General features: G+C 33.3%; 16 protein-coding genes. 5 read left to right on the plus strand and 11 right to left on the minus strand.

Features of this window, described 5'->3' with window-relative positions:
• Positions 1-497: 497 nt before the first annotated feature.
• The gene (purH, locus tag F6K40_RS00625) at positions 498-2,051 is read right to left on the minus strand and encodes a bifunctional phosphoribosylaminoimidazolecarboxamide formyltransferase/IMP cyclohydrolase (protein ID WP_293129894.1); all 1,554 of its coding nucleotides are present in this window, start codon (positions 2,049-2,051) and stop codon (positions 498-500) included.
• 975 nt (positions 2,052-3,026) lie between these two features.
• Here purH and F6K40_RS00630 point away from each other — a divergent pair.
• The 5 genes from F6K40_RS00630 (at position 3,027) to F6K40_RS00650 (ending at position 7,894) form a co-directional block, all read left to right on the plus strand.
• Entirely contained in the window at positions 3,027-3,878 is an 852-nt protein-coding gene (locus F6K40_RS00630; RefSeq protein WP_293129897.1) for a hypothetical protein, read from the plus strand.
• A 181-nt stretch (positions 3,879-4,059) separates the two neighbouring features.
• Positions 4,060-5,229 carry a hypothetical protein gene (locus tag F6K40_RS00635; RefSeq protein ID WP_293129899.1) on the plus strand — a complete coding sequence of 390 codons (1,170 nt, stop codon included), beginning with the start codon at positions 4,060-4,062 and terminating at the stop codon, positions 5,227-5,229.
• Entirely contained in the window at positions 5,208-5,741 is a 534-nt protein-coding gene (locus F6K40_RS00640) for a hypothetical protein (protein WP_375340541.1), read from the plus strand. The genes F6K40_RS00635 and F6K40_RS00640 overlap by 22 nt, the downstream gene beginning before the upstream one ends.
• Before the next feature lie 467 nt (positions 5,742-6,208).
• The gene (locus F6K40_RS00645; protein ID WP_293129904.1) at positions 6,209-6,643 is read left to right on the plus strand and encodes a fascin domain-containing protein; all 435 of its coding nucleotides are present in this window, start codon (positions 6,209-6,211) and stop codon (positions 6,641-6,643) included.
• Positions 6,644-6,736: 93 nt separating this feature from the next.
• A complete protein-coding gene (locus F6K40_RS00650) occupies positions 6,737-7,894 on the plus strand; it encodes an RNA-guided endonuclease InsQ/TnpB family protein (RefSeq protein ID WP_293129907.1) in 1,158 nt (385 codons plus the stop codon).
• Between the two features lie 54 nt (positions 7,895-7,948).
• Here the strand turns inward: F6K40_RS00650 and F6K40_RS00655 are convergent, their stop codons facing one another.
• The 10 genes from F6K40_RS00655 to F6K40_RS00700 form a co-directional block, all read right to left on the minus strand.
• Positions 7,949-8,275, minus strand: a complete 327-nt coding sequence (locus F6K40_RS00655; RefSeq protein WP_293129910.1) for a PH domain-containing protein — start codon at positions 8,273-8,275, stop codon at positions 7,949-7,951.
• A gap of 327 nt (positions 8,276-8,602) precedes the next feature.
• Complete coding sequence (locus tag F6K40_RS00660) at positions 8,603-8,935, minus strand: DUF4359 domain-containing protein (protein ID WP_293129913.1); 333 nt, start codon at positions 8,933-8,935, stop codon at positions 8,603-8,605.
• 119 nt (positions 8,936-9,054) lie between these two features.
• The gene (locus F6K40_RS00665; protein WP_293129915.1) at positions 9,055-11,037 is read right to left on the minus strand and encodes a coiled-coil domain-containing protein; all 1,983 of its coding nucleotides are present in this window, start codon (positions 11,035-11,037) and stop codon (positions 9,055-9,057) included.
• The gene (locus tag F6K40_RS00670) at positions 11,030-13,309 is read right to left on the minus strand and encodes an NACHT domain-containing protein (RefSeq protein ID WP_293129918.1); all 2,280 of its coding nucleotides are present in this window, start codon (positions 13,307-13,309) and stop codon (positions 11,030-11,032) included. Before F6K40_RS00670 ends, F6K40_RS00665 begins: the two co-directional genes overlap by 8 nt.
• Before the next feature lie 179 nt (positions 13,310-13,488).
• Complete coding sequence (locus F6K40_RS00675) at positions 13,489-14,187, minus strand: vWA domain-containing protein (protein ID WP_293129921.1); 699 nt, start codon at positions 14,185-14,187, stop codon at positions 13,489-13,491.
• 245 nt (positions 14,188-14,432) lie between these two features.
• On the minus strand, positions 14,433-15,443 hold the full coding sequence (locus tag F6K40_RS00680) for a vWA domain-containing protein (RefSeq protein WP_293129924.1): 1,011 nt from the start codon (positions 15,441-15,443) through the stop codon (positions 14,433-14,435).
• Between the two features lie 86 nt (positions 15,444-15,529).
• Positions 15,530-16,606 carry a hypothetical protein gene (locus F6K40_RS00685; RefSeq protein WP_293129927.1) on the minus strand — a complete coding sequence of 359 codons (1,077 nt, stop codon included), beginning with the start codon at positions 16,604-16,606 and terminating at the stop codon, positions 15,530-15,532.
• Positions 16,607-17,591: 985 nt separating this feature from the next.
• A complete protein-coding gene (locus F6K40_RS00690) occupies positions 17,592-18,641 on the minus strand; it encodes a hypothetical protein (RefSeq protein ID WP_293129930.1) in 1,050 nt (349 codons plus the stop codon).
• 1,768 nt (positions 18,642-20,409) lie between these two features.
• Positions 20,410-23,820, minus strand: a complete 3,411-nt coding sequence (locus tag F6K40_RS00695) for an AAA-like domain-containing protein (protein WP_293129933.1) — start codon at positions 23,818-23,820, stop codon at positions 20,410-20,412.
• Positions 23,821-23,886: 66 nt separating this feature from the next.
• Positions 23,887-24,390, minus strand: a complete 504-nt coding sequence (locus tag F6K40_RS00700; protein ID WP_293129936.1) for an AAA-like domain-containing protein — start codon at positions 24,388-24,390, stop codon at positions 23,887-23,889.
• Positions 24,391-24,437: the final 47 nt, after the last annotated feature.

A 24,437-nucleotide genomic window follows, 5' to 3' on the forward strand; every position in this document is an offset into this window, starting at 1 on the left:
CAAAATTTCTGAAAGTAAAATAGAGAGTCACCGACCACACCCGACTTTTTCTCCTGTGAAAATTTCTGAGTAGACTAGATTTTGCCAAGGCATTTCTAGAGGGTTGAGTCAGACAGATTATCTAAATTTTCATTGACTGTTTCCAGAGGCAAAATTTCTGAAAGTAAAATAGAGAGTCACCGACCACACCCGACTTTTTCTCCTGTGAAAATTTCTGAGTAGACTAGATTTTGCCAAGGCATTTCTAGAGGGTTGAGTCAGACAGATTATCTAAATTTTCATTGACTGTTTCCAGAGGCAAAATTTCTGAAAGTAAAATAGAGAGTCACCGACCACACCCGACTTTTTCTCCTGTGAAAATTTCTGAGTAGACTAGATTTTGCCAAGACAATTCTAGACGGTTGAGTCAGACAGATTATCTGAATTTTTACTGACTGTTTCCAGAGGCAAAATTTCTGAAAGTAAAATAGAGAGTCACCTCCTACATCCAACTTTTTCTAATGTAAAAAGTGACGCATTCCAGTTAGTATCATTACCAAACCTAACTCATTTGCAGCAGCAATAGAATCTTTATCTCTCAGACTACCACCTGGTTGAATAATTGCAGTTATTCCTGCTGCTGCTGCTGTTTTTACTGAATCATCAAAAGGGAAAAAAGCGTCACTAGCTAATACTCCTCCAATAGCTTTTTCTCCTGCTTGTTCCAAAGCTATTTTTACTGCCCCGACTCGATTCATTTGACCTGCACCAATACCAATAGTAGCGCGATTTTTTGTCACGACAATTGCATTAGACTTAACGTGCTTTACCACCTTCCAAGCAAACATTAATTCTTCCATTTGTTCAGCAGTCGGTTGTTTTTCTGTAACGATTTTCCAATCACTAGAATTATCTACCGCATCATCAACATCTTGTACTAAAAAACCACCAGCAATTACTTTAATAGTTTCCGACTCTCCCTGGTTTAAATCTGGCGAAATTAATACTCTTAATTTAGATTTTTTCTGAAAAATTTCCTCCGCTTCCGGTTCGCATCCCGGAGCAACTACACATTCCAAAAATGTCTTAGTCATTGCCGTAGCAGTCGGCGCATCAATAGATTTATTTAAAGCAACAATTCCACCAAAAGCTGAAACAGAATCTCCAGCAAGAGCTGCTTCATAAGCTGCCAAAAGAGTCTCATCAACTGCAACTCCACAAGGATTTGTATGTTTAAGAATTGCCACAGTCGGAGCATCAGAAAATTCTGTAATAATCCGTCTTGCTGCCTCTAAATCTACCAAATTGTTATAACTTAATTCCTTACCTTGAAGAATTTTACTTGTCGCCCAACCACTAGCATTAATTCCTCTTTGATACCAAGTCGCAGATTGATGAGGGTTCTCTCCATAACGCAGAGTTTTGATTTTTTTGCCGGAGAGGAAAAATACTTCCTTTTCTGATTTTTCAGACTCAGAAATTGTTTCTTGCTCTTCTAAATAAGTAGCGATCGCCTGGTCATAAGTTGCCGTATGTTGAAATCCTGCTAATGCACATTTTTGCCGAAATTCTAAGGATACTTCTCCACCATTTTTCCGTAGTTCTTCCAAATAAGAATTGTATTGAGAAGGATTGCATAAAACTGTCAGATGAGCAAAATTTTTAGCAGATGCTCTTAACATTGCAGGTCCGCCAATATCAATTTTTTCAATTGCTTCTGCTAGGGTAACTTCCGGTTGAGAAACTGTTTGTTCAAACGGGTATAAATTAACAACAACTAGGTCAATAGGTCGAATATTATTAGCATTTAATTCTTCAATATCTTGAGGTAAATCTTTTCTTGCTAAAATACCTCCATGAATGCGAGGATGTAAAGTTTTAACTCTGCCTCCTAAAATTTCTGGAAAACCCGTATAGTCAGATACTTTCATCACAGAAATTCCTGCATCTTTTAGAATTTTAGCAGTACCGCCACTACTAATTATTTCATAGTCAAATTCTGAAACTAGACTTTTTGCTAGATCGATTAGACCTGTTTTATCAGACGTGCTGAGTAATGCTAAACGTGTCATTAATTTTAAATCCTAACTTAGAAAACTGACAGTCTATATTTTAATAATTAAAATTAAGATATTGAAACTCTGCGGATTATTTTAATATTTTTGTCAGATAGTAAGCATTCAACTATCAGCTTCATTAGCTTTAAAGGAGGAATTAACATTGAGATATTTCAAAGAATTAAAAAATTCTAGGTATAGGTATAAGCCTATAAGTTAACCTTATACAAATTTACTTTTAAGGATGTCACAAATAGTTTCAAACTTTAAATGTCAAATAATTGCCTGAAATTGTTGTTTTATCAAAGTTTTTAACCTATCAAATCTGGCATTCTAAATTCTAAATTCTAAATTCATAATTCAGTGAAACGGTATTAGGAATAGAGAGGAAAATCAAGAGTATTTATACTAAAAAAATATTCAGGTAATTTCCCTGCCACTTGTGTATAGCATTTCTGAGGATAATGAGGTACACCTATCTTTATTTGTTGCCAGTTAAGTATTATTTGTTGCTAGTTAAGTGTAATTTGTTGCCAGTTAAGTATTATTTGTTGCCTAAAACCAACAAATTTTGTATCTCACCAGTATTGAGAATTGGTAATTGTTGACTAAATTTGAAGTGCGGAATGTAGCATCTTGACATCTATAAAAATGAAGATGTATGATTTATTTCGGGTATACAAAAGACCAGCTTTTACCCATAATTTTGAGCAAAAAATAAGGTCTTAACCCTTCCTTTGAAAGGGGAGCAAAAAATATTCGATTCCGTATTTCAAGCCTCTGGCTTTCCTGCGGAATGCTGCGCAAACAGGCAGAGGTACTGATAACTGAAATGACCACCACTGCCTAATTACTCATATAGGTATAAGGTAAGTGAATTAAGTTGAAGTAATATTAGCTTAATAATTAGTTGTACAAGGGAACGCAACTACATAAATTGAATTGGTCTGAGTTACCGTTTAAGGAATTCAAAAAAGGAGAATAAACATAATGAGTGAAGAAGAACAACAAAAACTAATAGGAACTAAATGCGAGTTCTTCAAAGATCGCTTTTTAAAAGTATCGATTTCTTTGAATCAGGAACGAGGTATCAATAAAGATGGCAGAAAAGAGCCTGTTCTAGTTCAACTTAAACCGACAGAGAAATCTGGATGGTACACTCAAAATATTGTCTTCTTACAGGAAGATTCACATATTTCTTTTACTCTTGAATCGGAAGGTCCTTGTGGATATGGTTTTAAGATATTTACCATGGAAAAGAACATAATCAAGAAACTCTACGCTGGTAATGAAGGTGATGAGGAAAGAATAAAAGTCCAAGTCTCTCGATACCAAAATGATGCAAGTTCCATCAGAGTTAAAGATTTTCAATACTTCGAGAACGCGGAAAATAACATAAGTGACAATATCTTAGAAACCAGCTTGGTTAGCATCATCACATGGCCAATTTTTGGCTATGACCAAGGTTATTATAGGTATCGTCCAGGAGTCCCTAAAGCTTCTATTCCTATGGGGTACAAAAAAAGTCAAGACCCCAAAAATAAGGACTTGGGTAAATACTTCAAGAGTAAAGACTTCAAGAAATACGTCAAAAGTATATCCATAAAAGGTGGAGACTTCTCTCGGAAAGCAGTCGAAAGTCCTATCAATGATAGTAACTACATTGTTAAAGGTGCTAAATCCAAGGAAAGATTCAATGAGTTAATCACTAATGTAGTTGAAGATAACGACAAATCTGATTTCAAAACCAATGGTTCTATCCACATGCTTTTCTTTATTCTCAATAAAGATGAAAATGATGAATATGAAAAGATCGAGGACTTTGTGACTCTAGAACAATGAAAATTAAAAATTGGTAAAAGTTCCTCGTGAAGGAAAAGGTTCATAGCATCTAATATAAATAAACTGGTCGTGTTACCAGCAAATTTGACTTTGAAGACGTAATTAATATGATGATTAGTATTCATTGAACTCAATTCATCATATTTTGTATAGACAGCATAATTATGGAGAAAAATCTCAAATGGCAGAAAAAGAAGGACAAGGTTTAGTTCCTAGTCAAAAAACTCAACTACAACAAACTCCAGCTGGAGTAACTCCAGTTGGAGTAATGGAATCCCTTGGACCAATTGTCAAGGAAGTCACTGATTTAATTCATTCAGTTCAAGGAGTTGGACCTCAAGTAACCAATTTACTTCAAGTAGTTTCATCAATTCCAAATATGGCAGCTCAATCAGCTCTACAAATTCCAGCTCAAATAGAAAAATTTGCACCTGGAACAATCAAAGATTTTTTTCAAGATTTAGCTCCCGACCAAAAGAAAAAATTGTACGAAAGACTGGAATTAGAAAAAGCTCTTACCGTTAACGTAATTCAGTCTGAAGATGAAGATTGGGTAATATCAAAAGCATTCAAGGAAGCTATTGTTTGGACTCCTGAAGTTTCTCCAACTCCTGAAAGTCCTCAAATTATTGAAGGAACTTCAACTCCTGAAAGTCCTCAAATTATTGAAGGAACTTCAACTCCTGAAAGTCCTCAAATTATTGAAGGAACTTCAACTCCTGAAAGTCCTCAAATTATTGAAGGAACTTTAACTCCTCAAGGAACTTCAACTCCTCAAATTATTGAAGGAACTTCAACTCCTCAAGGAACTTCAACTCCTCAAATTATTGAAGGAACTTCAACTCCTCAAGGAACTTCAACTCCTCAAGGAACTTCAACTCCTCAAGGAACTTCAACTCCTCAAGGAACTTCAACTCCTCAAGGTTCTGATAAGATTTATCATCCTAATTGGAGCGTACCTCAAAAAATTGCATACTCCACAGTAAATGTCGAAACAAGTTATATAGGTCGTGCAGTAGCAAAATTTTCTTCAAAAGGGAGTAGTACCCAAGAATTAAGTTTATTTGGTAGTTTAGATGCAAATTCAAACATGCAATCTTCTGGGAGTAGCTCACTAAATGCAACATCTAAAAGCTACCTGCTTGCAGAGTATACAAGACCAAAATTGATTCTATCTGTAGACTGGAAAAATATTAAATTGAAACCTGACTTCCAGGAGAAGGTTAAGAATGCTTTAGATAAAGATGAGTGGTCTAACTTTTTACAATTAAATACTCTTTTGAAAGAATATGGTTACTTCGTTCCACTAAAATTCACGCTCGGGGTAAGATATCTACACAAAGTGAGGTAAATTTACAGGTTTCTGCTAATTCCCAAATAACATCATCCTTTCAATCTGCCTTTGCATCTCAGCTAAATCTATCTGGAATGAGCGGTAAAGGAAATATGTCTAGTGAGAGTGAGATGAAGAGTAGTCAAAATATGTCTAGTGACAGCAATCTAGAGCTGGAATACTCTGGTGGCCTCGGATCGGCAATGAATATTTTAGGATGGATTCATTCTTTGGACTCTTACAAGACATGGCAAGTTATTAAATATGACTATCTTACTCCTATCATCTGCTTTTTCCCTGAAGAATTGCGAAATAAGGCAATTACTGCATTTATTCGTTATTCATATTATCCAGACACTGATAAACCTCGGTTACTAAATGGCATTAATTATGCGAGTAGAGCTTTAGATTTAATAAATAGAGAGAAATTATTGTCAAAAGGTTCACAACCGAAGACTGTTGATAAAAAGAAGAAAAAGAAAGACAAATTGCTTCAATTATCATATAGTCCTAAGTCTAATGAAGGTTAAAAACAATAAATGCACTGCCCTAGTCAGACTTGCCTAAAGAGGGTGTTTCAATAAGAGTAAAACCTATGGGGGGTGAGTTTGGGAGGTATGAGTCGCTCGGGGATATGAGAAGATCGACACTCCCAAACATTTGATTCAACCCCTCTTCCCCACACTCCCCAAATACCGGTGGTTATCAAGAATGAAACAGTTCTGCATAGAATTTGGCGAGGAAAAGTATATTTCATTTTCCTAAGCTCCAAGAAATATCGAAATATATGAGGTTGTAAATATTTAAAAATCGTGATACAGTTAATGTAGTTGTAGTCGCTCGCCCCTAAACATGATTATTTATTCAACAAATAGCGATCGCTTACACAGAAACCAGGTTGATCAAAAAAAATTCGTGGTTTGAAAAACAATAATCAAGGCAATAAACCCAGTTTATTGTTTAGGTGAATAAATCCTACAAACGATAATGATCATTTATGGTTCGTTGTAGAAGCTGCCAGGAAACTTTGGGTTCTACTCCTATTCCTGATACTGTGACACTACGAAATGGATACAATGTTGGTCATGCTCAGTTCACAGTTGTTCCTGTTAGTGGCAGGAAAATTGCTCTTAAGTCAGACATTGGAAAATATGTAGGTCGGTGTAATGGCTGTATCAAAGATGGCGCAGTTCCTGACTTTCTAGTTATTTTTCACGACAATCCAAATAATCCTAACGTTCAATTAACTCCTGAATTACTGCCCAATGGCAACTATGCTCTCAAGGCTAATTCAGGGGAATATGTAGCTCGGTGTAATGGTTGTTCTTCTACTGCTCTCAAGAGGGGTGTTACGCAGGATACTGTGACAGTTCATGGTGGTAATCCAGCAGGTAGAGCTAATGCACAATGGAACATAATTCTTATCAAATAGAAAGTAGTATTTTCTAATTTACCGGGAGATGAATCGCGACCAAAAAAACAATAAACACTTCATTGAGATATAATTTATGATATAATTAGGAATATGCTCACATTAACCTACGAATTTAAGTTAATCCCTTCTCAAGAACAGATCGCCATCATAGAAGATATGTTGGCAGTCTGTAGAAGGGTGTCGAATTATGCCTTAAGAGAGCGCAAAGACTGGATTAACAGTAGGAAATGTGCGGTTAACTGTTGCTCATTAAATCAAGAGTATATAATTCCTGCCGATGCACCTTACCCTAACTACAACAGACAAGCAGCTAGCTTAACTAAAGCCAAAAAGACTAACCCAGAACTCAGAAGAACTAATGCTCAAGTCTTACAACAAGTTCTCAAGAATTTGGAAAAGGCTTTTAGCAACATGAAACAGCAAGGTTATGGTTTTCCTCGCTTTAAAAACAAGTACAGAATGAGGTCCTTTGTATTCCCTCAGTTTAAGAGTAATCCCATCTCAAATGATTATATAAAACTACCCCAAATCGGGTTAGTTCGGATAAGATTATCTAGACCAATTCCAGAAGGATTTAAACTGAAACAGGTGAGGGTGGTAAGACGAGCTACTGGGTATTTTGCCATGTTATCTCTACAAAGTCCCGTTAGTATTCCGGATACCCCTACTTCTGGACACCCGTTAGGGATTGATGTTGGACTTGATAAGTTCTTAGCAACTTCTGATGGTGAATTGATTGAACGTCCAAAATTTTTAACCAAACTACAAAGCGAGTTGACATTACTGCAACGTAGATTAAAGTTAAAATCTAAGGATTCAGCAAATCGACATAAGCTTAACCAAAAGATAGCAAGACTTCACCAAAAAATCTCAGACACCCGAAAAGACTTTCACTTTAAGCTAGCTCATCATTTATGTGACCAAGCAGGAATGATATTTGTGGAAGACCTAGACTTGAGAACCTGGGCCAAAGGAATGTTAGGCAAACACACTTTAGATGCAGGATTTGGTCAGTTTTTCAGTATTTTGGCTTGGGTATGCAGGAAACGAGGGGTTTATTTTGCCAAGGTAGACTACAGATATACCAGTCAAATTTGCCCAAATTGTGGAGCGTATACAGGCAAAAAAGACCTGTCTGAGCGTATTCATAAATGTCCTAAATGCCAATACGAAATCAATCGTGATGTAGCAGCAGCAAAAATGATTTGTCATCGAGGAGTCATTGCGGTCGGGCAGATCGTAGAGTAAATTGACTGTGTAGGCGTACTGTCGGGGATTGGAAACAATCTAGATAAGTGCCACTCAAGCAGTAAACCTAAATCGTGAGGTTTGGGAATCTCTCGTTATAATCTCTGATTTAACGGTAGAGGATGTCAATTTGATAGTGCCAGTATTGAAGAAACGTTCCATAATACTCTGTTGAACTTGAATATTGCGGATATGAGCGTGCATTACTTCATTAGTGTATCTGCTAAGTAAACCTTGCTGTAAAATTGTCCGCTTATCAGTTATTATTAACGTTGTATTTTTATTTTTAATCCACCATACTAACAAGAATACAAGTCCGATTACAAACAATAAAATTAAGGCTAAATAAGCAATAAATAAAAGTGGATTACTTCTCCACATACTAGGATTAATTCGGTAACTTTCTACTTCCATATACTAACTCCTTTATCACCTGTTTTAAGTATCTATAATTAATTGGATTTGAATCTCATATTAATTCTCTAGAAATCTTGCTTTATAGAGTGCGTATTTACTCCTAAAATCTAGATTTTGAAAAGCATTTAATAATCTATAATAACGCATTATTGAATATGTGTCAGTCCCGTAGTTGGGGGAGCAGGTTCATCAGATAATTTGCAACACCATTAATTTAATACGAAACCCGCCCCTACAATTGCAATATTTTAGGTGTGTCACGACACTACATTAAGGCTTAATTTTTGATTTTTAGAACTTAAAGAAACCTCCTCCTAAACCAATAGCTTGATTTTTCATACCCCACATATCAGTTGTATAAATACTAAATAGATGATAATTCTGTCGTCTAGTATAAATACCAATAATTGGTTTTATTGCACTAGGAGGCAGGGGAGTTATCGTATAACAACGAGCTTGAACTATAGGAGAAAGTTGACTTTGTTTGCTACAATTTTCCTTAATTTCCCAGACTAGATTTTCAGCATAAATTTCTTGAGTTGGATTACTAAATGCTAAAATTCCAGCGATCGCTCCTAACGATCCTAGGAATCCTAGAAAAGATCCTTTTAACAGGTTATTCATTATAAATTACCTCGACTTATGGTTCTGATATTTATCAGTTTAGACAGTAAAAAATTTCTTGTATACAGCATTATGGCCTTAGTAGTACATCATTTATACCTCAGTCTTTAATTTCTGAGTTATTTGAAACTCCGCTTTTCCATTACACGTAGCTCAAGAGACTCTGCTACTTTTCTTAGCTCCGCATTAACTTTTACATCATCATCAGACTTAAACTTTTCCATCTGTTTCACCGTCTCTTTTAGCCGTTTTACTACTGATGATAATTGTTCAACATTGAGATTATTTTGATGTTCGTATATTTTTTTAATTGCTTCTTTTCTGATTGCCACAAATCCTTCAGTCTCCTTAATCTGAGTAAGTAGGTTGTCTAAATTCCTAGGATCAAGAAGGCTTAGTTTTCTCAATTTTCTTTTTTCGTATAAGTACCAACCTACAGTAATCCCAACTGCTACAATTACTCCATAGATAGCAGACCATCGAATAGTAGATAGAAAAAGCTGGTTTTCCCCACTTTTGACAAAATATTTGAATCTATCTTGGGTGTTCTTAATTGATGACTGAGTTTCTCCTAACCTCTGAGATATTGACTTCTGCAGAGACTGATAATTATCAAGTTCATTCTGTATTTTTTCTTTCCAAGAAGGAAGTTCATTAAGCCTCAAGTTATTAATGTTTTCTAGCTCTCTTCTAAGATTAGGTTTTTTACTTAATGCCTCTTGAGTAAATCTTCGAGCTTTGAGAAGATTTTGACCTTCAAAATATAAGTTATTAAGAGGTGTAATTCTGCTATCTATTTCATCAGATTCCTTTCTTAAATTATCAACTAAAATTTTAGTATTTTCTTCAACTTGAGAAATTTTATCAAATAAATCATTTATAGGGAATAAATTATTTTTTGCATCATTAACAATTTCCTTAGTCAACGTAAAATTTTTCATGTTTTCATATTCACTAATCTGACGTTCAAAATTTTCAGATTCTTTTTCTATAGCTTCAATATTACTACGAAGCTCTGATTCTTCTTGTGGAATTATTTGTATAACACTGTCTACATTCTCAATTGTTTGATAAACAAAATCTAATTCACGATTCGCACGTTCTATCCAATTATCGACCTGTTCTCTGCTGATTACTCTAGAATCTACAACATTTTTTTGTGCAGCTAGCCAATTATTCCAAGAAGGAAGGAATCTTTTGGAATATGAAACATTTTCTCCAATCCTGATTAAATCATTACTGAATTTCTGAAAGTTATTTGAATTTGAATTTGTAGATTCTTTTAGTTGCAAAGAAATATCTCTTAGTTTATTGCAATGCTCATTCTTTTTAGCTAAATATTTTTCATCGTCAACTTCTTGACTATTATTAGCTGAATTGCATATATTTTCTAGCTCGGATATTAAGCCATCAAGGTCTTCTCCAATAGACCTAATGCTACCTTTTGTTTTCTCTAAATTCGCTTCTGCTCGATCTATATATTCTTCCTGAGACTTAACTTTCTCCTTAAATCCCCAATAAATATTATCAATTCTATTAATTTTTTCTTGATTGGCCTTACCGAAGGGTGGCTTTTTGTAAAAATCTTGATATTTTTCAGAATTTATTGTCTCGTCTGATAGTGTTAATTGAGTCGCCAATGAAATTTTTAAAGGCTCTATCTTTTCAGAAACAGTTTGATTTAATTTAGTTTCCAATTGCATTACTTTTTCTCCCACTAATTCAAGGTCTGAGAAACCAAACTCAGGAGGTTTATAGAATTTATTGGCAGTAACTATACAAATCACTAATAGTATAATTACAATTGGATTTTTCCTGGAAAATTTAGCAACGAAAGAATGCCATCCAACTAGAATTGACCTAGGAATAGCTATCCCAGATTTATAATAAGCCCATATTGAATAGGGGAAAGCAAAAACACAATAGACAAACGGTAAAAGCATAGCAATTCTACTTTGGCTTTCTTGAAAAAGAAACCATAATACCCAAAGATATACCAAGCTAATCAAAAGCGTTAAAACATAACCAAAAACTAGAGGGAAAGTTATACAAAAAATCCAATTAGTAAACGAATTTTTAGTGAGCGATCGCTGATTAGACATCTCCAATTAAACCTCTATAAATTGCTGTTGAAAAACCGTTATCAAATTTTTGAGGGAATTCAAAACGAACAGACTTTATTAACAAAAATCGCAGTAGAATTCTCCAAGTCTTAATATCAAATTCAGTTCTAGATGCGTGGGTAAGAAGAGTAATAGCTGCTGTATCTGCAATACTCGTATCCCTATTTTGAAGAAGCTTTTTAAACAAATCGTGAGGGAGCCAAAAGAAGCTACTATAGCCATTTGAAGATAGTCTGCTCACAAATTTCAAGACTCTTAGGGGATTGCAAGGATCGTATTCTTTATAGGATGAGTCAAAATTTTTCGGATCGAGGAGTTGTCCAACAAAACTTCTAATAAACCCACTCAGCAGCTTTTTATCATCAGCTCTGACAAATGAAAGGCCATTTACAACTGCTGTTGCTAATACAGGGTCTTTAGATGCGACTTTAGGATCTAGTATCTTATCAGGTTCGTTAGAAATAGCAATCGAAATTGCTATTGTTCTGAATAACCAAAAATTAGGTTCTCCTGTCTGCTGGAGTATTCCCTTCAAGCCATTTTCAACAAAATATCGAGCTGCCAAATAGTCAGCAGCTCTTTGATTAAGAAATCTAGAAAAATAACTAAAATTGGAATTTAACTCTATTAGGCGATATTTTTCTGCTATATCTATAATACTAGAAATTACAATAAAAAAATCAAATCTATCTTGATTTCTCAAACGTAAATTTTGCCACTTAGAGGTATTTAAGACTTTGAGTATTCTTATAAACTTTCTGTCACTTTCAGCAATTTTATGTTCTTGAATTTTATCTAGTGACAGCTCATAAGATTTATATTGAATTAACCTTTGAGTTGTTTCTTGGTCGAAATTGCCTCTATTGGTTCTCAAATCTTTGTATTTTTTATATAGTGAATCCAAAATACTATGGTCGGAAATACTTACACCATAATGAGAAGTGTGTTTAACCTGTAAAGATATCCTCATAAGATGAAAACTCAAAATTGATAATACTTCTAAAAGGTATTGAAATAGGACGTTATCAATTTGCTCAAAACGGGTCGGTGGATTTACATTCATACCTTTTAATATCTCCCGTTTTAACTCTAGATCGTGCAAATTTCTGATAGATGGGATGCGATTTTCTGCATCTGCCAAATCCGGTGAAAATGAAACTTGAAATAGCCATAATGATAAATAGTAAGGGTTCCTTAAAAAAGACTCCTGTTCTGCATTAGTATCTATAATTGTCCAAATAGTATTTCTAATTATATTCTGATTATGAGGATCATGTGTAAAACTTTTCAATCGTTTATTTAAAAGTTCTTTAACTTGCGATACACTCATGGGCTTTATTCTAACATTTGCCACTTTCAAAGTATTAGCATACGCTTTATATTCTTCTTCTCTACATGATAATATCCATCTAGTTTTATCAACGCTATCTTTCATCAAAATTGATAAATAATCAAACAGAATTTCGCGTTTACTTTTGTCGATAAACTCATCTAAAGCATCAATGATAATCACAAAATTTAGAGATGGTTTCTTATTCCATAAAGAAATAAAGTTTTTAAATTCTGGTTGGGATAATTTGTCGTTGATTTCATATATATTTGTAATAAATTCAAGAATTTTTTTGATACTTTTACCATGCGTGTTTAACACTTTTTCAACATCGTTAGCATGAATAAAAATCGGAATAAAATATCCTATTTTTTCGGAGAATTCTTTGGTATAATTTGCTAGTGCTTTATATAAAGTTGTAGACTTCCCGCTTCCTGGAGGGCCGTATATAAATACTCTAGATTCATTTGGAGATAACAAGTATTTATCAAGATTTGGTATGTTAGTTCGCTGACTACCTCCTTTTTCCTCATAAGCTTGTTGAGACATAAGACCATTTGGATTTCCTGGCTCCCCCGATAAACTTACATAATCACTGTTTGGGTCAAATCTAAGTTCAAATCCAAGTTCAGATTCTACTTCCCGTCTTACAGCATCCAGATAATCGTCAATGACTTTTTTATCTCTTACTGTTAATAAACGCCTAAATGTATTCTTAGTCTTGTAAAACTTTATCAACCAAGAGATTAACAAGAAAATTACTAATATAAGGAAAATAGACAGAAAAATATAAAACAGGTTTTTCAGTAATTTATTGTCACTAGATATATAATTTACTGTAATTCCAATTGGGATATTTATCGCAATTGTCAAGAATATTCCCCATAACAGTTTTTGTTCTTTTTCAGTTACGCTTAACATATCCTTTATTTACTCCCTAAAGTTTAAAAATTTGTACCTGTTAGACTCGAAAAAATGCTGTAATATGTCTGATAATATCTAGAAGCGATCGCCACTAATAAAAACTTTCTATAACGAGAAAAATCTAGTTATTTTCATAGGAGCAATCGCTATTATTTATCAATTAAATTATTAGCTAATTAATCGTACAATTCAGGACAAAACTCTTTACCCCAGACAGGTAAACCTGCCTCGGGATTTACTAATTGACGGTCAAGTAATTCAATGATGCCAGACATTTTATTTAACATATCGAATACAATAATGTCGCATTGAGCTGAGTTTCTATCTGTAAATAACACATTAGCATCAAGCTTTAAATAAAACTTCGGGTCGCGATCAATATCACTGCCCAATCCAATAATTACAACTTTTAATTCGTCTTGATTATTAAGCTTGCTACAAGTTTCTTTAACACAGTTTAGAAAAGCATCATAATCGTCAAGTACCCCATCTGTATAGATAACTATAAATCCTCCTTCATCTGGCTTTCGCGTAGCAAACCATTGTCCGACAATTTTTTCCAAAGTAGGAGCTAAAAAAGTGTCGCCATGAGGTTGGTTTTTTTCAAAAAGAATAGCTACTTCAGAGTCATCTTGAATGTTATAAGTTGCTTTTGGAGTCTTCTTTTCATTGAAAAATGTTAAAGTAATTTCATCGCAAATTTTTTCACCATTTATACCTTCAAAATTGAGAATATTATAAACATGACCTTCTATAACTTCTGTAATGTATTTCCAACGACGTTCGTTGTTGAATAAAATATCTGTGTGGAACATTGAACTACTTTGGTCAATTAACATATAAACCTTGCGGTTAAAAATTTTTTGGTTAGGCATAATACTACTATTTTTTAATTGTTAGTTTACTATCTTTTACAGGTTTTAAAATCTCGGAGGAAGAAATATTATATTCCAGATTATGAGCTTTTTTTCTTAATGTAGTTAAACAGTTTCAAGACTAATAATGTGTCTGATAATATCAAGAAGCGATCGCTACCAAGAATAAATTTTCATAACTGAAAAAATCTAGTTATTTTCAAAGAAGCGACCGCTATTATTTATCAAATTCAATTATTAGCTAATTAATCGTATAATTCAGGACAAACAGCTTTGCCCCAGACAGGTAAACCTGCCTTTGCATCTTCCAATTGACGGTTAAGTAAATCAATTATACCAGGCATTTTATTTAACAGATCGAATACAACAATGTTGCATGGTTTTGAGTTTTTATCTGTAAAGGTATTTGCATTAGCATCAAGCTTTAAATAAAAACTTGAATCGCGATTAACATCACTGCCAAATCCAATAATCACAACTTTTAATTCATCTTGACTATTAAGTTTGCCACAAGTTTCTTTAACATAGTTCACAAAAGTCTCGCGATCGTCAAGTTCTCCATCTGTATAAATAATTATAAATCCTCCTTCATTTTGCATTCGCGTACCAAACCATTGTCCGACAATTTTTTCAAAAGTAGGAGCTAAAAAAGTGTTACTATCGGGTTGGTTTTCTTCAAATAGAGTAGGTACTTGAGAGTCATCTTGAATAGGACGAATTATTGTTGGAGGACGATTAGGACTAAAAAATGTTACAGTAATTTCATCACAAATTTTTTCACCATTCATACCTTCCTCATTGAGAATATTATAAACATGACCTTCTATAGCTTCTGCAATAGCTTTCCAACGACGTTCGTTATTAAATAAAGGGTCTCGACGCACCATTGAACCACTTTGGTCAATTAACATATAAACCTTACGGTTATAAATTTTTTTGTTAGGCATAATACTGCTCCTTTTTGTATTTTCAACTATTTGTTTTGTTTCTGAAACTTCTAAAGTTTCAAGCAAAGTGTCAAGACTATTATAAATCTCCTCATCGATATCTGTTTGGAGATAATTAGATGAGTCTTTTTCTTCAAGCTTTTCCTCATCATTTTTTTGTGTTGTGGGTAGTTGTTCGACTACACCTTGTAGCAATTTTATTGCAGCATCTTGCAGAAATTTCAGCATGAAAAATTGGCTAAATTTATTTCTATAACGAATTACGCAAAGAAACGCATTTTCTACAAGAAATTTTATATTTTCTTTCATAGATAGACATCTAGGAAAAAAGGGCGTTTCTAGGTTTGCCTGGATAAGTCATGTCTATTTTATTCCTGGTTGTTTTGTTTGCTTCTTTAATCTTCACTTTTCTCCTCTATATTTTCTGAACTTTTAACATTTGACGGTTCAATCAGAGATTTCAACCATTTAAACTGTGCTGAAACTACCTCTATCATCACAGATAAAGACAGTTTGTCCTTGAGTTTAGGTTTAGGAATTTTTGTCCAACCCTCGGTATCTACAAGTTTTGATAAACCCCGCCATATTTGAGCTTCTATCAGAATTTCCATTTTTTTAAATCCTGTAACTACTAACAAAGGAGCTATTTCTAATGGTAACTTAGAATGGCTAATTTCTGCTGCCAGTTCCTCTCTTAATTCTGGTATATTAGGTCCGATTTTCTTAATAGAATCTGCTGCTTGACTTGTTGGAGTTTCTTCTGTTTTTTCTATAGAAATAACTTCTAATAGTTTGGAAAAGGAAACATAGAAACCGTAATTTACAAAACTGGAATAAATATTCTCCTCATTGGGAGAATCTTCGACACCTGGAGGCAAATAAATTTCTTTTGGTTTCATCAAATCTAGTTCCAATGTATTGTAAATTTTGGCAAAGTCTAGAGCATTAATAGCTTTTCCATCCAAAAAATCACCGACTATTTCCTCTGGTAAATTTAACTCTACTAGCAAATTTTCCCGATTCTGAAAATTGCTTTTTTCCAGACTAACTTTGACTTTATCAATATCTTCTGGATTGACTTGCAAAAAGTCTGGATTTTTTAATAATTCCACACATAAACTAATTTTTTCAGTTAATAATTTACATTTTTCATCAACCAAAGCACGGACAGCTAACTGACGTAAAACCCGTTCATTCTCATCAGTATCTTTGTCTACAAACGCCAGATCGATTCTAATTTGCCGACCAATAATATCCAGACGTTTCTCAGGTTCGAGACCAGTTATTAATAACAACAAATCTGACTCAGGTAGTCTTTCTAAAACTACTGATGGAGAACTATTTTCGATTAAAGAAATAGCATTTTTTGACAGAGGAGGTATTTCTTCTTTAACTTTTCCATCTTCAATAACTTTTATCCAGCGGTAATCTTTATCTTGGTCATAACCCCGACTTTGAACGTAAATATCCATAGCTTTTTTTAACCTCTATAACTGATACCAATTCACTTTAAAGATGTGACAAATAGTTTCAGAATTTATTAGATGTTAAATAATTTTCTGAAATTACTGTGACATTAAAGTTTCGAGTCTATAAAATCTTGCTTTTGACTTTGGAATTTTGAATTTTAACTTCCGTGAAAGTGGCGAATGCTGCCTAAACAAACTTCCCTTTATTCACTACTCCCTACTCCCTAAATTTTTAATTTTTTCACAGATGAGGTATTTGTTCTTTAACCCTTTCATCTGCAATAATTTTTATCCAACGGTAATCTTTATCTTGGTCATAACCCCGAATTTGAACATAAATCTCCATCGCTTTTTTTACCCTCCGTAACTTATCTGCAGTCTGATTAAATTAGCCATAATAAAAATCTTCTTTTCTCAAGAGCGATAATATTTTTTCAGTGGGGAATGCTGCTTAAACAAATTTTCCCTTCTTCACTACTCCCTACTCCCTAAATTTTGGATTTTTTCACAGATGAGGTATTTCTTCTTTAACCCTTCCATCTGAATATAAATCTTCATACTTCATAGTTGTTTTTACCAATGGATAATGGATAACTGATAATTAATCGCTAAAAGTTGAAAGCCTTGATTAATAATTGATAATTGATAATGAGGTAATTAGGGTTTGCTGAAAAAGTATGAATGGTAAGGGCAGGACTCAGGATTCGTAGGAGCGATTTCCTGCGGAATTATGCACAAAAGCGAATCGCCCGTACAGGATAAATGGGAATTATAGAGAAGATAGGAAAAAGAATCGTCCCTCAATTTTTCTGCCATAGATAGTTAGCATAAAAGGCTAACTTTTTGAACCTTTTATAACTAAAAGATTGCACTTTTTAAGGATAAAAAAGTGCTGAAGTTTTTACTTTGAAAGGCTTTTAAATTTCATCAGTAAGCCCTAATCATCCATTATTAATTATTAATTATTAATTATTAATTATTAATTAATTTAAACCTTTAACAATTCATTTCCCTGTAAGACAGTAAAACCATCGGTAGTTTTCCTAGTTTTGGCAAATTGTTTAACAGCTTGCTCGAACATACTTTCTTGTTGAAAAACATCGCGGACAGACCTCAAAATAGGCGATCGCTTATAAATTTGCATATCGTTATGGCGTTTCAGTAAAAAGCTCAAAAGATATCGGAGTAAATGGTCGTTATCTTTAGGATTATAAGTATCCATACTGCTATTCTTTTTAAAGACAAATCGGGGTTTATTAAAGTCTTCAATAAAGTAGCGGGAAAAAAACAAACATCCTACTGTTTGTATTGGTGTAGTAACCACAGCTATATTATCGCTCCGACTGGGGTCGCCGAGAAACTTCAGCAAAGGTGAATACTTATCTTTTATACATCCTAAAAGTTTCTGAGCAGATTCTGGAGTTTGAACATAAGTTTCACATTTTACAGGAGCTAAAATTACTAATTTAGGCTCTTTTAAATTTGTATAAGCAGCTTTAAATAAATTCAAAATTTCTTCGGGATGATTTTTAGCATCATGCCACCTGCCACTTTTATCTTTTAGTAAATCCCAATTTTTGCTATTTAAAGGATCGAGTTTATGAGGTTCAATCATTGCTGGAGTATCTATAGAAATAATTACTGCAGCAGATTCTTTCAGCAAACGTTTCAAATATTCTCTACCTACAGGATTATCTTTTAAAACATAACTTCCCGGATAATCTCGAAAACTCAATTTAAGTAATTGACGTTCTTTTTTAGATAGATAAAAAGCAAATTCTGGCAAAGATTCCGGTCCGGCAATTGCAGATGTTCCTGCTATTCCTCCACTACCTTCTTTAGCGATAATTTCATCTCCCATACTTTGGAGGTCTCGGAGATTTTTTTGGAGAATTTCTTCAGTATCAGAATCTGGTTTAAATTCAAAATTTAGCTGTTCATTAATCTTGCTAAACTGTTCGTAGATTGAGGTTAAAAGTGTAGTTTTTCCCACACCACTCGCTCCTAACATTGTAGTAACAATTTCAGCCATAGCCATAATTTTTTTCCTCCTATTTATAGTAGTCAATAGTCAGTAGTCAGTAGAAACATCTATTACTATTTTATAATAATCAATAGTTAGTAGTTGCTCGAAACAGCTAATTACTATTTTATAGTAATTAATAGTTAGTAGTTCCTGGAAACATCTATTACTATTTTATAATAATCAATAGTTAGTAGTTGCTCGAAACAGCTAATTACTATTTTATAATTTCAATAGTTAGTAGTCAGTCGCAGTCGAAACAGCTATTACTATTTTATAATTTCAATAGTTAGTAGTCAGTCGCAGTCGAAACAGCTAATTACTATTTTATAATTTCAATAGTTAGTAGTTGCTCGAAACATCTATTACTATTTTATAATTTCAATAGTTAGTAGTCAGTCGCAGTCGAAACAGCTAATTACTATTTTATAATTTCAATAGTTAGTAGTTGCTCGAAACATCTATTACTATTTTATAATTTCAATAGTTAGTAGTCAGTCGCAGTCGAAACAGCTATTACTATTTTATAATTTCAATAGTTAGTAGTCAGTCGCAGTCGAAACAGCTATTACTATTTTCTAGTAATCAATAGTTAGTAGTTGCTCGAAACAGCTAATTACTATTTTATAATTTCAATAGTTAGTAGTTGCTCGAAACATCTATTACTATTTTATAATTTCAATAGTTAGTAGTCAGTCGCAGTCGAAACAGCTATTACTATTTTCGGCGTTGCTGATGTATGGGTATGATTTGTATTTTTTGGTAATTGCTAAACTCTTGAATAACAAATATTTGAGATTGTTCAATTTTTATTTTCATACCTTGATTTAGCAACGCCCTATTTTCTAGTGTCAATAGTTAGTCGAAGTCGAAACAGCTAATTACTATTTTCTACTAATTAATAGTTAGTCGCAGTCGAAACAGCTAATTACTATTTTCTACTAATTAATAGTTAGTCGCAGTCGAAACAGCTAATTACTATTTTCTACTAATTAATAGTTAGTAATTCCTGGAAACATCTATTACTATTTTCTAATTTCAATAGTTAGTCGCAGTCGAAACAGCTAATTACTATTTTCTAGTAATCAATAGTTAGTAGTCAGTCGCAGTCGAAACAGCTAATTACTATTTTCTAGTAATCAATAGTTAGTAGTCAGTCGCAGTCGAAACAGCTATTACTATTTTCGGCGTTGCTGATGTATGGGTATGATTTGTATTTTTTGGTAATTGCTAAACTCTTGAATAACAAATATTTGAGATTGTTCAATTTTTATTTTCATACCTTGATTCAGCAACGCCCTATTTTCTAGTGTCAATAGTTAGTAGTTGCTCGAAACAGCTAATTACTATTTTATAATTTCAATAGTTAGTAGTTGCTCGAAACAGCTAATTACTATTTTATAATTTCAATAGTTAGTAGTTGCTCGAAACAGCTAATTACTATTTTCTAGTAATCAATAGTTAGTAGTCAGTCGCAGTCGAAACAGCTATTACTATTTTCTAGTGTCAATAGTCAGTAGAAGTCGAAAAAGATAATTACTATTTTCTAGTAATTAATAGTTAGTAGTTCCTCGAAACAGCTAATTACTATTTTCTAGTCTCAATAGTTAGTAGTCAGTCGAAACAGCTAATTACTATTTTCTAGTAATCAATAGTTAGTAGTCAGTCGAAACAGCGAATTACTATTTTCTAGTAATCAATAGAAACAGCTATTATTATGATTTACTATAACTATTGAATACTAACTGCTACCCCAGAACAAGACTTTTTCAGCAAATCCTAATTATTGTAAAAATTGCAGTTTTTCTATCTGATTTATTTTGACAGTTTCTTTAACCAATTTCTGCCAATTTTGTCGATGGCGACTGTCTGGATCTTGTCCATATTCTTTCTGCCAAATAGAACCTTTATACTTGTAAATAAAAGTTTGCCATTCTTCTTTTGCATTTTCAGAACGTAACACCCGATCGATAAAATCTTCTACTTCATAAAAAGCAGTTTTTCCTGGTTCTGCAAAGATATTGTCTAAATTATTTTCACACTGATAAACAGCTTCTCCATGCAATTCTTTTAAATAGTCAAATATTTCCCTAGCCATTTTTTTTCTAGTCTCTGGATTATCTTTTTCAACACGAGATATTTGCACGCTGTTCCGATTAGGATTGAGATTGTTTAAAAGGGGACGAATCATATAACGAAGATTGGCTTTGTAAGACATTTCAAATTTATAAAGACTCGTAAAAGGTTGTTTGAGATTTGTCAGTCCGTCATCTATTTCTTCAACCATAACTTTGAGAAATTTACTTCCTTGAAGACCTTCTAAAGCTGGAATATCACCTAAATTTGCTTTTTCTTTCAGCACATTTGTCAGGCGGACTTTGACTCGTTCAACAGAATTATTTAAACCAGTATCCATTGCTTCAAAATGTTTAGTTAAGTGAGTCCGAATATCATTTAAACATCTGTTAAAAGTGCTTTCCCAATCACCAATATCTGCTTTTTTTCTCATTATATCTTCAATTTCTGGTAATCCAGAATCTTCGCGACATTTTTGAATGACTGTTTCAGCTTGTTCTTTAAAACCATCATCTTCGGAATTTTCTGATTCTTGTTCGGCATCTATTTCATAAAGAAAATCTTCTAAAGCAGATGCTAAATCTATCCACAGTTTGTTAAAGAGTCGCAAAAATTTACCCATCTCATTAATATCTGCTTCCTGGGATTTTTGCATCCAATCTTGACTTGCTTTATTTAGTTCGTCGCTAATATTTTTGTAGAGTTTATTTAGACTTTCTTGGTAAGTTCTGGCATATTCATAATCCAGACTTATAATATTACTTGCCAAATAATCCAATACCATATCTAAAACTAGATTAGCTTCTTGATTATTAGCACAATCAGCAATCTTACATTCAACTACATTAATATGTTTATCTTGGTAAGTAGATTGGTGCTTTCTACAAGCATCTATATTGTCATTACTACCAGTAACATGATTGAGAATTATAAAAGAACGATTCTCTAAATTATTTAATGCTTGATAGGCAGTTTTATACAAATCTGTATCTCGTCTTTCCCATCCATAACGCAAAGGATCGGGGCGACGAATAAACAAAACTAAATCTACTTCTTGCCCCAATGTTTCTAATATTAATTGTTCGTCTCCTAACCTTGTATCGCCCAAACCAGGAATATCAACTAAGGCAACTTTACCAACATCTTGATTGGGAAATTTACAGTAAATTTTTACTTCTCTAACTGGTAAATGATCGAAGGTTGTTAGTTTGCCGTTATTATCTCTAGGTTGAGAAACATACTTATCAATTTCTTCTTTAGAAACTGTTTTTGTTGTAGGAGAATCAGACTTTAATAAATGTCTGTAATGAGGCAAATTTTCATAATAATCTCCCTTAAGATGTTCGTACATTGACTCCCCAGTAGAATTACTACCATCAAAATTAGTATTAGGCAGTGGTTTAGCAAAATCATCAAGAGTTTCTGGCACTACCCCTAAACCTAATTCCTGATAGTAAGGTCCGATTACTTCTTGCAGAAAAGAATTTTCTGAATGTAATATTACTTCAGCATAAGTTTCTCCTTCGTGATAATAAATAGTGCTGCGAACCGCCGTACAAGCACCCCCTTTACGAGCAGGAATTACATCATCCTTCAAACCGCTAATTCTTTGTAAAAATGTACTTTTTCCTTGCCCCATCAATCCAACTACACCAATATTTAAAGTATTACGAGAAAGACGCTTCCTTAAAAACTCTAATTGTCTTGAATGTTCTGTAATATTTCCCCTAAGTTTGAGAAAATCAAGACCATTTAAAAATTCTTTTGCTTGAGGATTATTTACGCTTCCAATTAAACGAATGCGAGACTCTTCAATATTGAATAATTTACTTGCTAATTCCTCTAAATTTTTCTCAACAGTTTCGATTTTTTTAACTAGAGGAACTCGTTGTTGAATTATTTCTGCGATTTTTTTCGATCTTGTTGACATAGTGTTAATTTCCTTTTCTTTAGCTAAACTGATTTTTTCTGGCATTTGTTCTTGAATATCTTCAATCCATTCATAGTCAAATATTTTGGCATAAATAGGATTAGTAACTTTTAAAATTTTGCTCGACTCGGTAGCTTTCTTAAGAACCAAACCAGAAGTTAATAAATCCCAATGACTATTATCTGTTTCTGCAAAATTAATTTCACCATCCGTTAAAATTTTCCTATAGTTCTCCAAACTATTAACATCTGCACTCTTCAAATACTTTTGAATTTCTATAAAATGAGACTGCAAATCATCATTTTTCCATTTAGCAACTATTTCATTTTCAACTATTTGTTCTATATACTTTTCCCAACTTACTGCTGCATCTTTTTCACCTTGAATGACAATTAAATGACAAAGAAATTGAGTTAAAAAAGGTTGCCCTCCCGTCCATCCAAGAATCAGCTCAATAACCTGTTTTTGCTCAGTAGTAACTTCCTTTATTCCACCCCATAGTTCTTGACAATTTCCACTTAGAGGTTCAATTTCCAGATAATTACCTACATTAAAAGCTACACCTCTGTCTGTTAAAATTTCGGAAGGTTTTGCCACTCCCAGAATCACAAAATTTAACCTTTTGAGAATATTATTATTAACCTCGCTAGATAAACTTTTAATAACTCCCATAAATTCATTTTGTAATCCCCAATTTATCAGAGATTGAATTTCATCTAAAAAAATCGCTAGATGACTGTCAATTTTAGGTAAAATTTCTGCTTTGAGAAAATCACAAAACCTTTTTCCAGGCGGAGAATTATCTTGACTTTCCCAATATTTTTCCAACTTAAATAAAACAGAATATTCTCGATTATCCAGAACTAAAAGCTCATCTATCTTCTTGCAAACTTCATCTAGAACACTGTACCAAAATGAACTATTAGACTTAACTTTGCCAAAGCCTTGCAAATTAATTTGAACCCAAACTATTCCTTCATTTGTTAAAAGTTTAGCCGTTCTAACCATCAAGCTAGACTTTCCCATTTGTCGGGGAGCTAAAATAGAACAAACTCGATTATTAGTATGAATACTTTTAGCAAAATCGAATAATTTCTGATCTATAGAACGCTCCACATAAGTTTGAGCTTCATAAGGCAAAGTTCCACCTTGAATCTGATAAAAACTGCTCCCTTCCGAACCAGTCATAAAAAATTTCCCTCACTATTTATAAATCTAAATTTTCCTCAAAAAACCTTCTATATAACTCACAGCTTACTTCCTCTTTATTACCAATTGAATTTCATCTAAAAAAATCGCTAGATGACTGTCAATTTTAGGTAAAATTTCTGCTTTGAGAAAATCACAAAACCTTTTTCCAGGCGGAGAATTATCTTGACTTTCCCAATATTTTTCCAACTTAAATAAAACAGAATATTCTCGATTATCCAGAACTAAAAGCTCATCTATCTTCTTGCAAACTTCATCTAGAACACTGTACCAAAATGAACTATTAGACTTAACTTTGCCAAAGCCTTGCAAATTAATTTGAACCCAAACTATTCCTTCATTTGTTAAAAGTTTAGCCGTTCTAACCATCAAGCTAGACTTTCCCATTTGTCGGGGAGCTAAAATAGAACAAACTCGATTATTAGTATGAATACTTTTAGCAAAATCGAATAATTTCTGATCTATAGAACGCTCCACATAAGTTTGAGCTTCATAAGGCAAAGTTCCACCTTGAATCTGATAAAAACTGCTCCCTTCCGAACCAGTCATAAAAAATTTCCCTCACTATTTATAAATCTAAATTTTCCTCAAAAAAC

Origin of the sequence: Okeania sp. SIO3I5, assembly GCF_010672085.1 — a bacterium.
In the GTDB taxonomy this organism is placed as follows: Bacteria; Cyanobacteriota; Cyanobacteriia; order Cyanobacteriales; family Microcoleaceae; genus Trichodesmium.

Excerpts from the sequence above, each read along its gene's own strand:
- F6K40_RS00630 (WP_293129897.1), top strand. The coding sequence starts at position 3,027 with ATGAGTGAAGAAGAACAACAAAAACTAATAGGAACTAAATGCGAGTTC.
- F6K40_RS00665 (WP_293129915.1), bottom strand. The coding sequence starts at position 11,037 with ATGTCTAATCAGCGATCGCTCACTAAAAATTCGTTTACTAATTGGATT.
- F6K40_RS00675 (WP_293129921.1), bottom strand. The coding sequence starts at position 14,187 with ATGCCTAACCAAAAAATTTTTAACCGCAAGGTTTATATGTTAATTGAC.
- F6K40_RS00685 (WP_293129927.1), bottom strand. The coding sequence starts at position 16,606 with ATGGATATTTACGTTCAAAGTCGGGGTTATGACCAAGATAAAGATTAC.
- F6K40_RS00695 (WP_293129933.1), bottom strand. The coding sequence starts at position 23,820 with ATGACTGGTTCGGAAGGGAGCAGTTTTTATCAGATTCAAGGTGGAACT.
- F6K40_RS00670 (WP_293129918.1), bottom strand. The coding sequence starts at position 13,309 with ATGTTAAGCGTAACTGAAAAAGAACAAAAACTGTTATGGGGAATATTC.
- F6K40_RS00700 (WP_293129936.1), bottom strand. The coding sequence starts at position 24,390 with ATGACTGGTTCGGAAGGGAGCAGTTTTTATCAGATTCAAGGTGGAACT.
- purH (WP_293129894.1), bottom strand. The coding sequence starts at position 2,051 with ATGACACGTTTAGCATTACTCAGCACGTCTGATAAAACAGGTCTAATC.
- F6K40_RS00680 (WP_293129924.1), bottom strand. The coding sequence starts at position 15,443 with ATGAAAGAAAATATAAAATTTCTTGTAGAAAATGCGTTTCTTTGCGTA.
- F6K40_RS00645 (WP_293129904.1), top strand. The coding sequence starts at position 6,209 with ATGGTTCGTTGTAGAAGCTGCCAGGAAACTTTGGGTTCTACTCCTATT.
- F6K40_RS00660 (WP_293129913.1), bottom strand. The coding sequence starts at position 8,935 with ATGAATAACCTGTTAAAAGGATCTTTTCTAGGATTCCTAGGATCGTTA.
- F6K40_RS00635 (WP_293129899.1), top strand. The coding sequence starts at position 4,060 with ATGGCAGAAAAAGAAGGACAAGGTTTAGTTCCTAGTCAAAAAACTCAA.
- F6K40_RS00655 (WP_293129910.1), bottom strand. The coding sequence starts at position 8,275 with ATGTGGAGAAGTAATCCACTTTTATTTATTGCTTATTTAGCCTTAATT.
- F6K40_RS00690 (WP_293129930.1), bottom strand. The coding sequence starts at position 18,641 with ATGGCTATGGCTGAAATTGTTACTACAATGTTAGGAGCGAGTGGTGTG.
- F6K40_RS00650 (WP_293129907.1), top strand. The coding sequence starts at position 6,737 with ATGCTCACATTAACCTACGAATTTAAGTTAATCCCTTCTCAAGAACAG.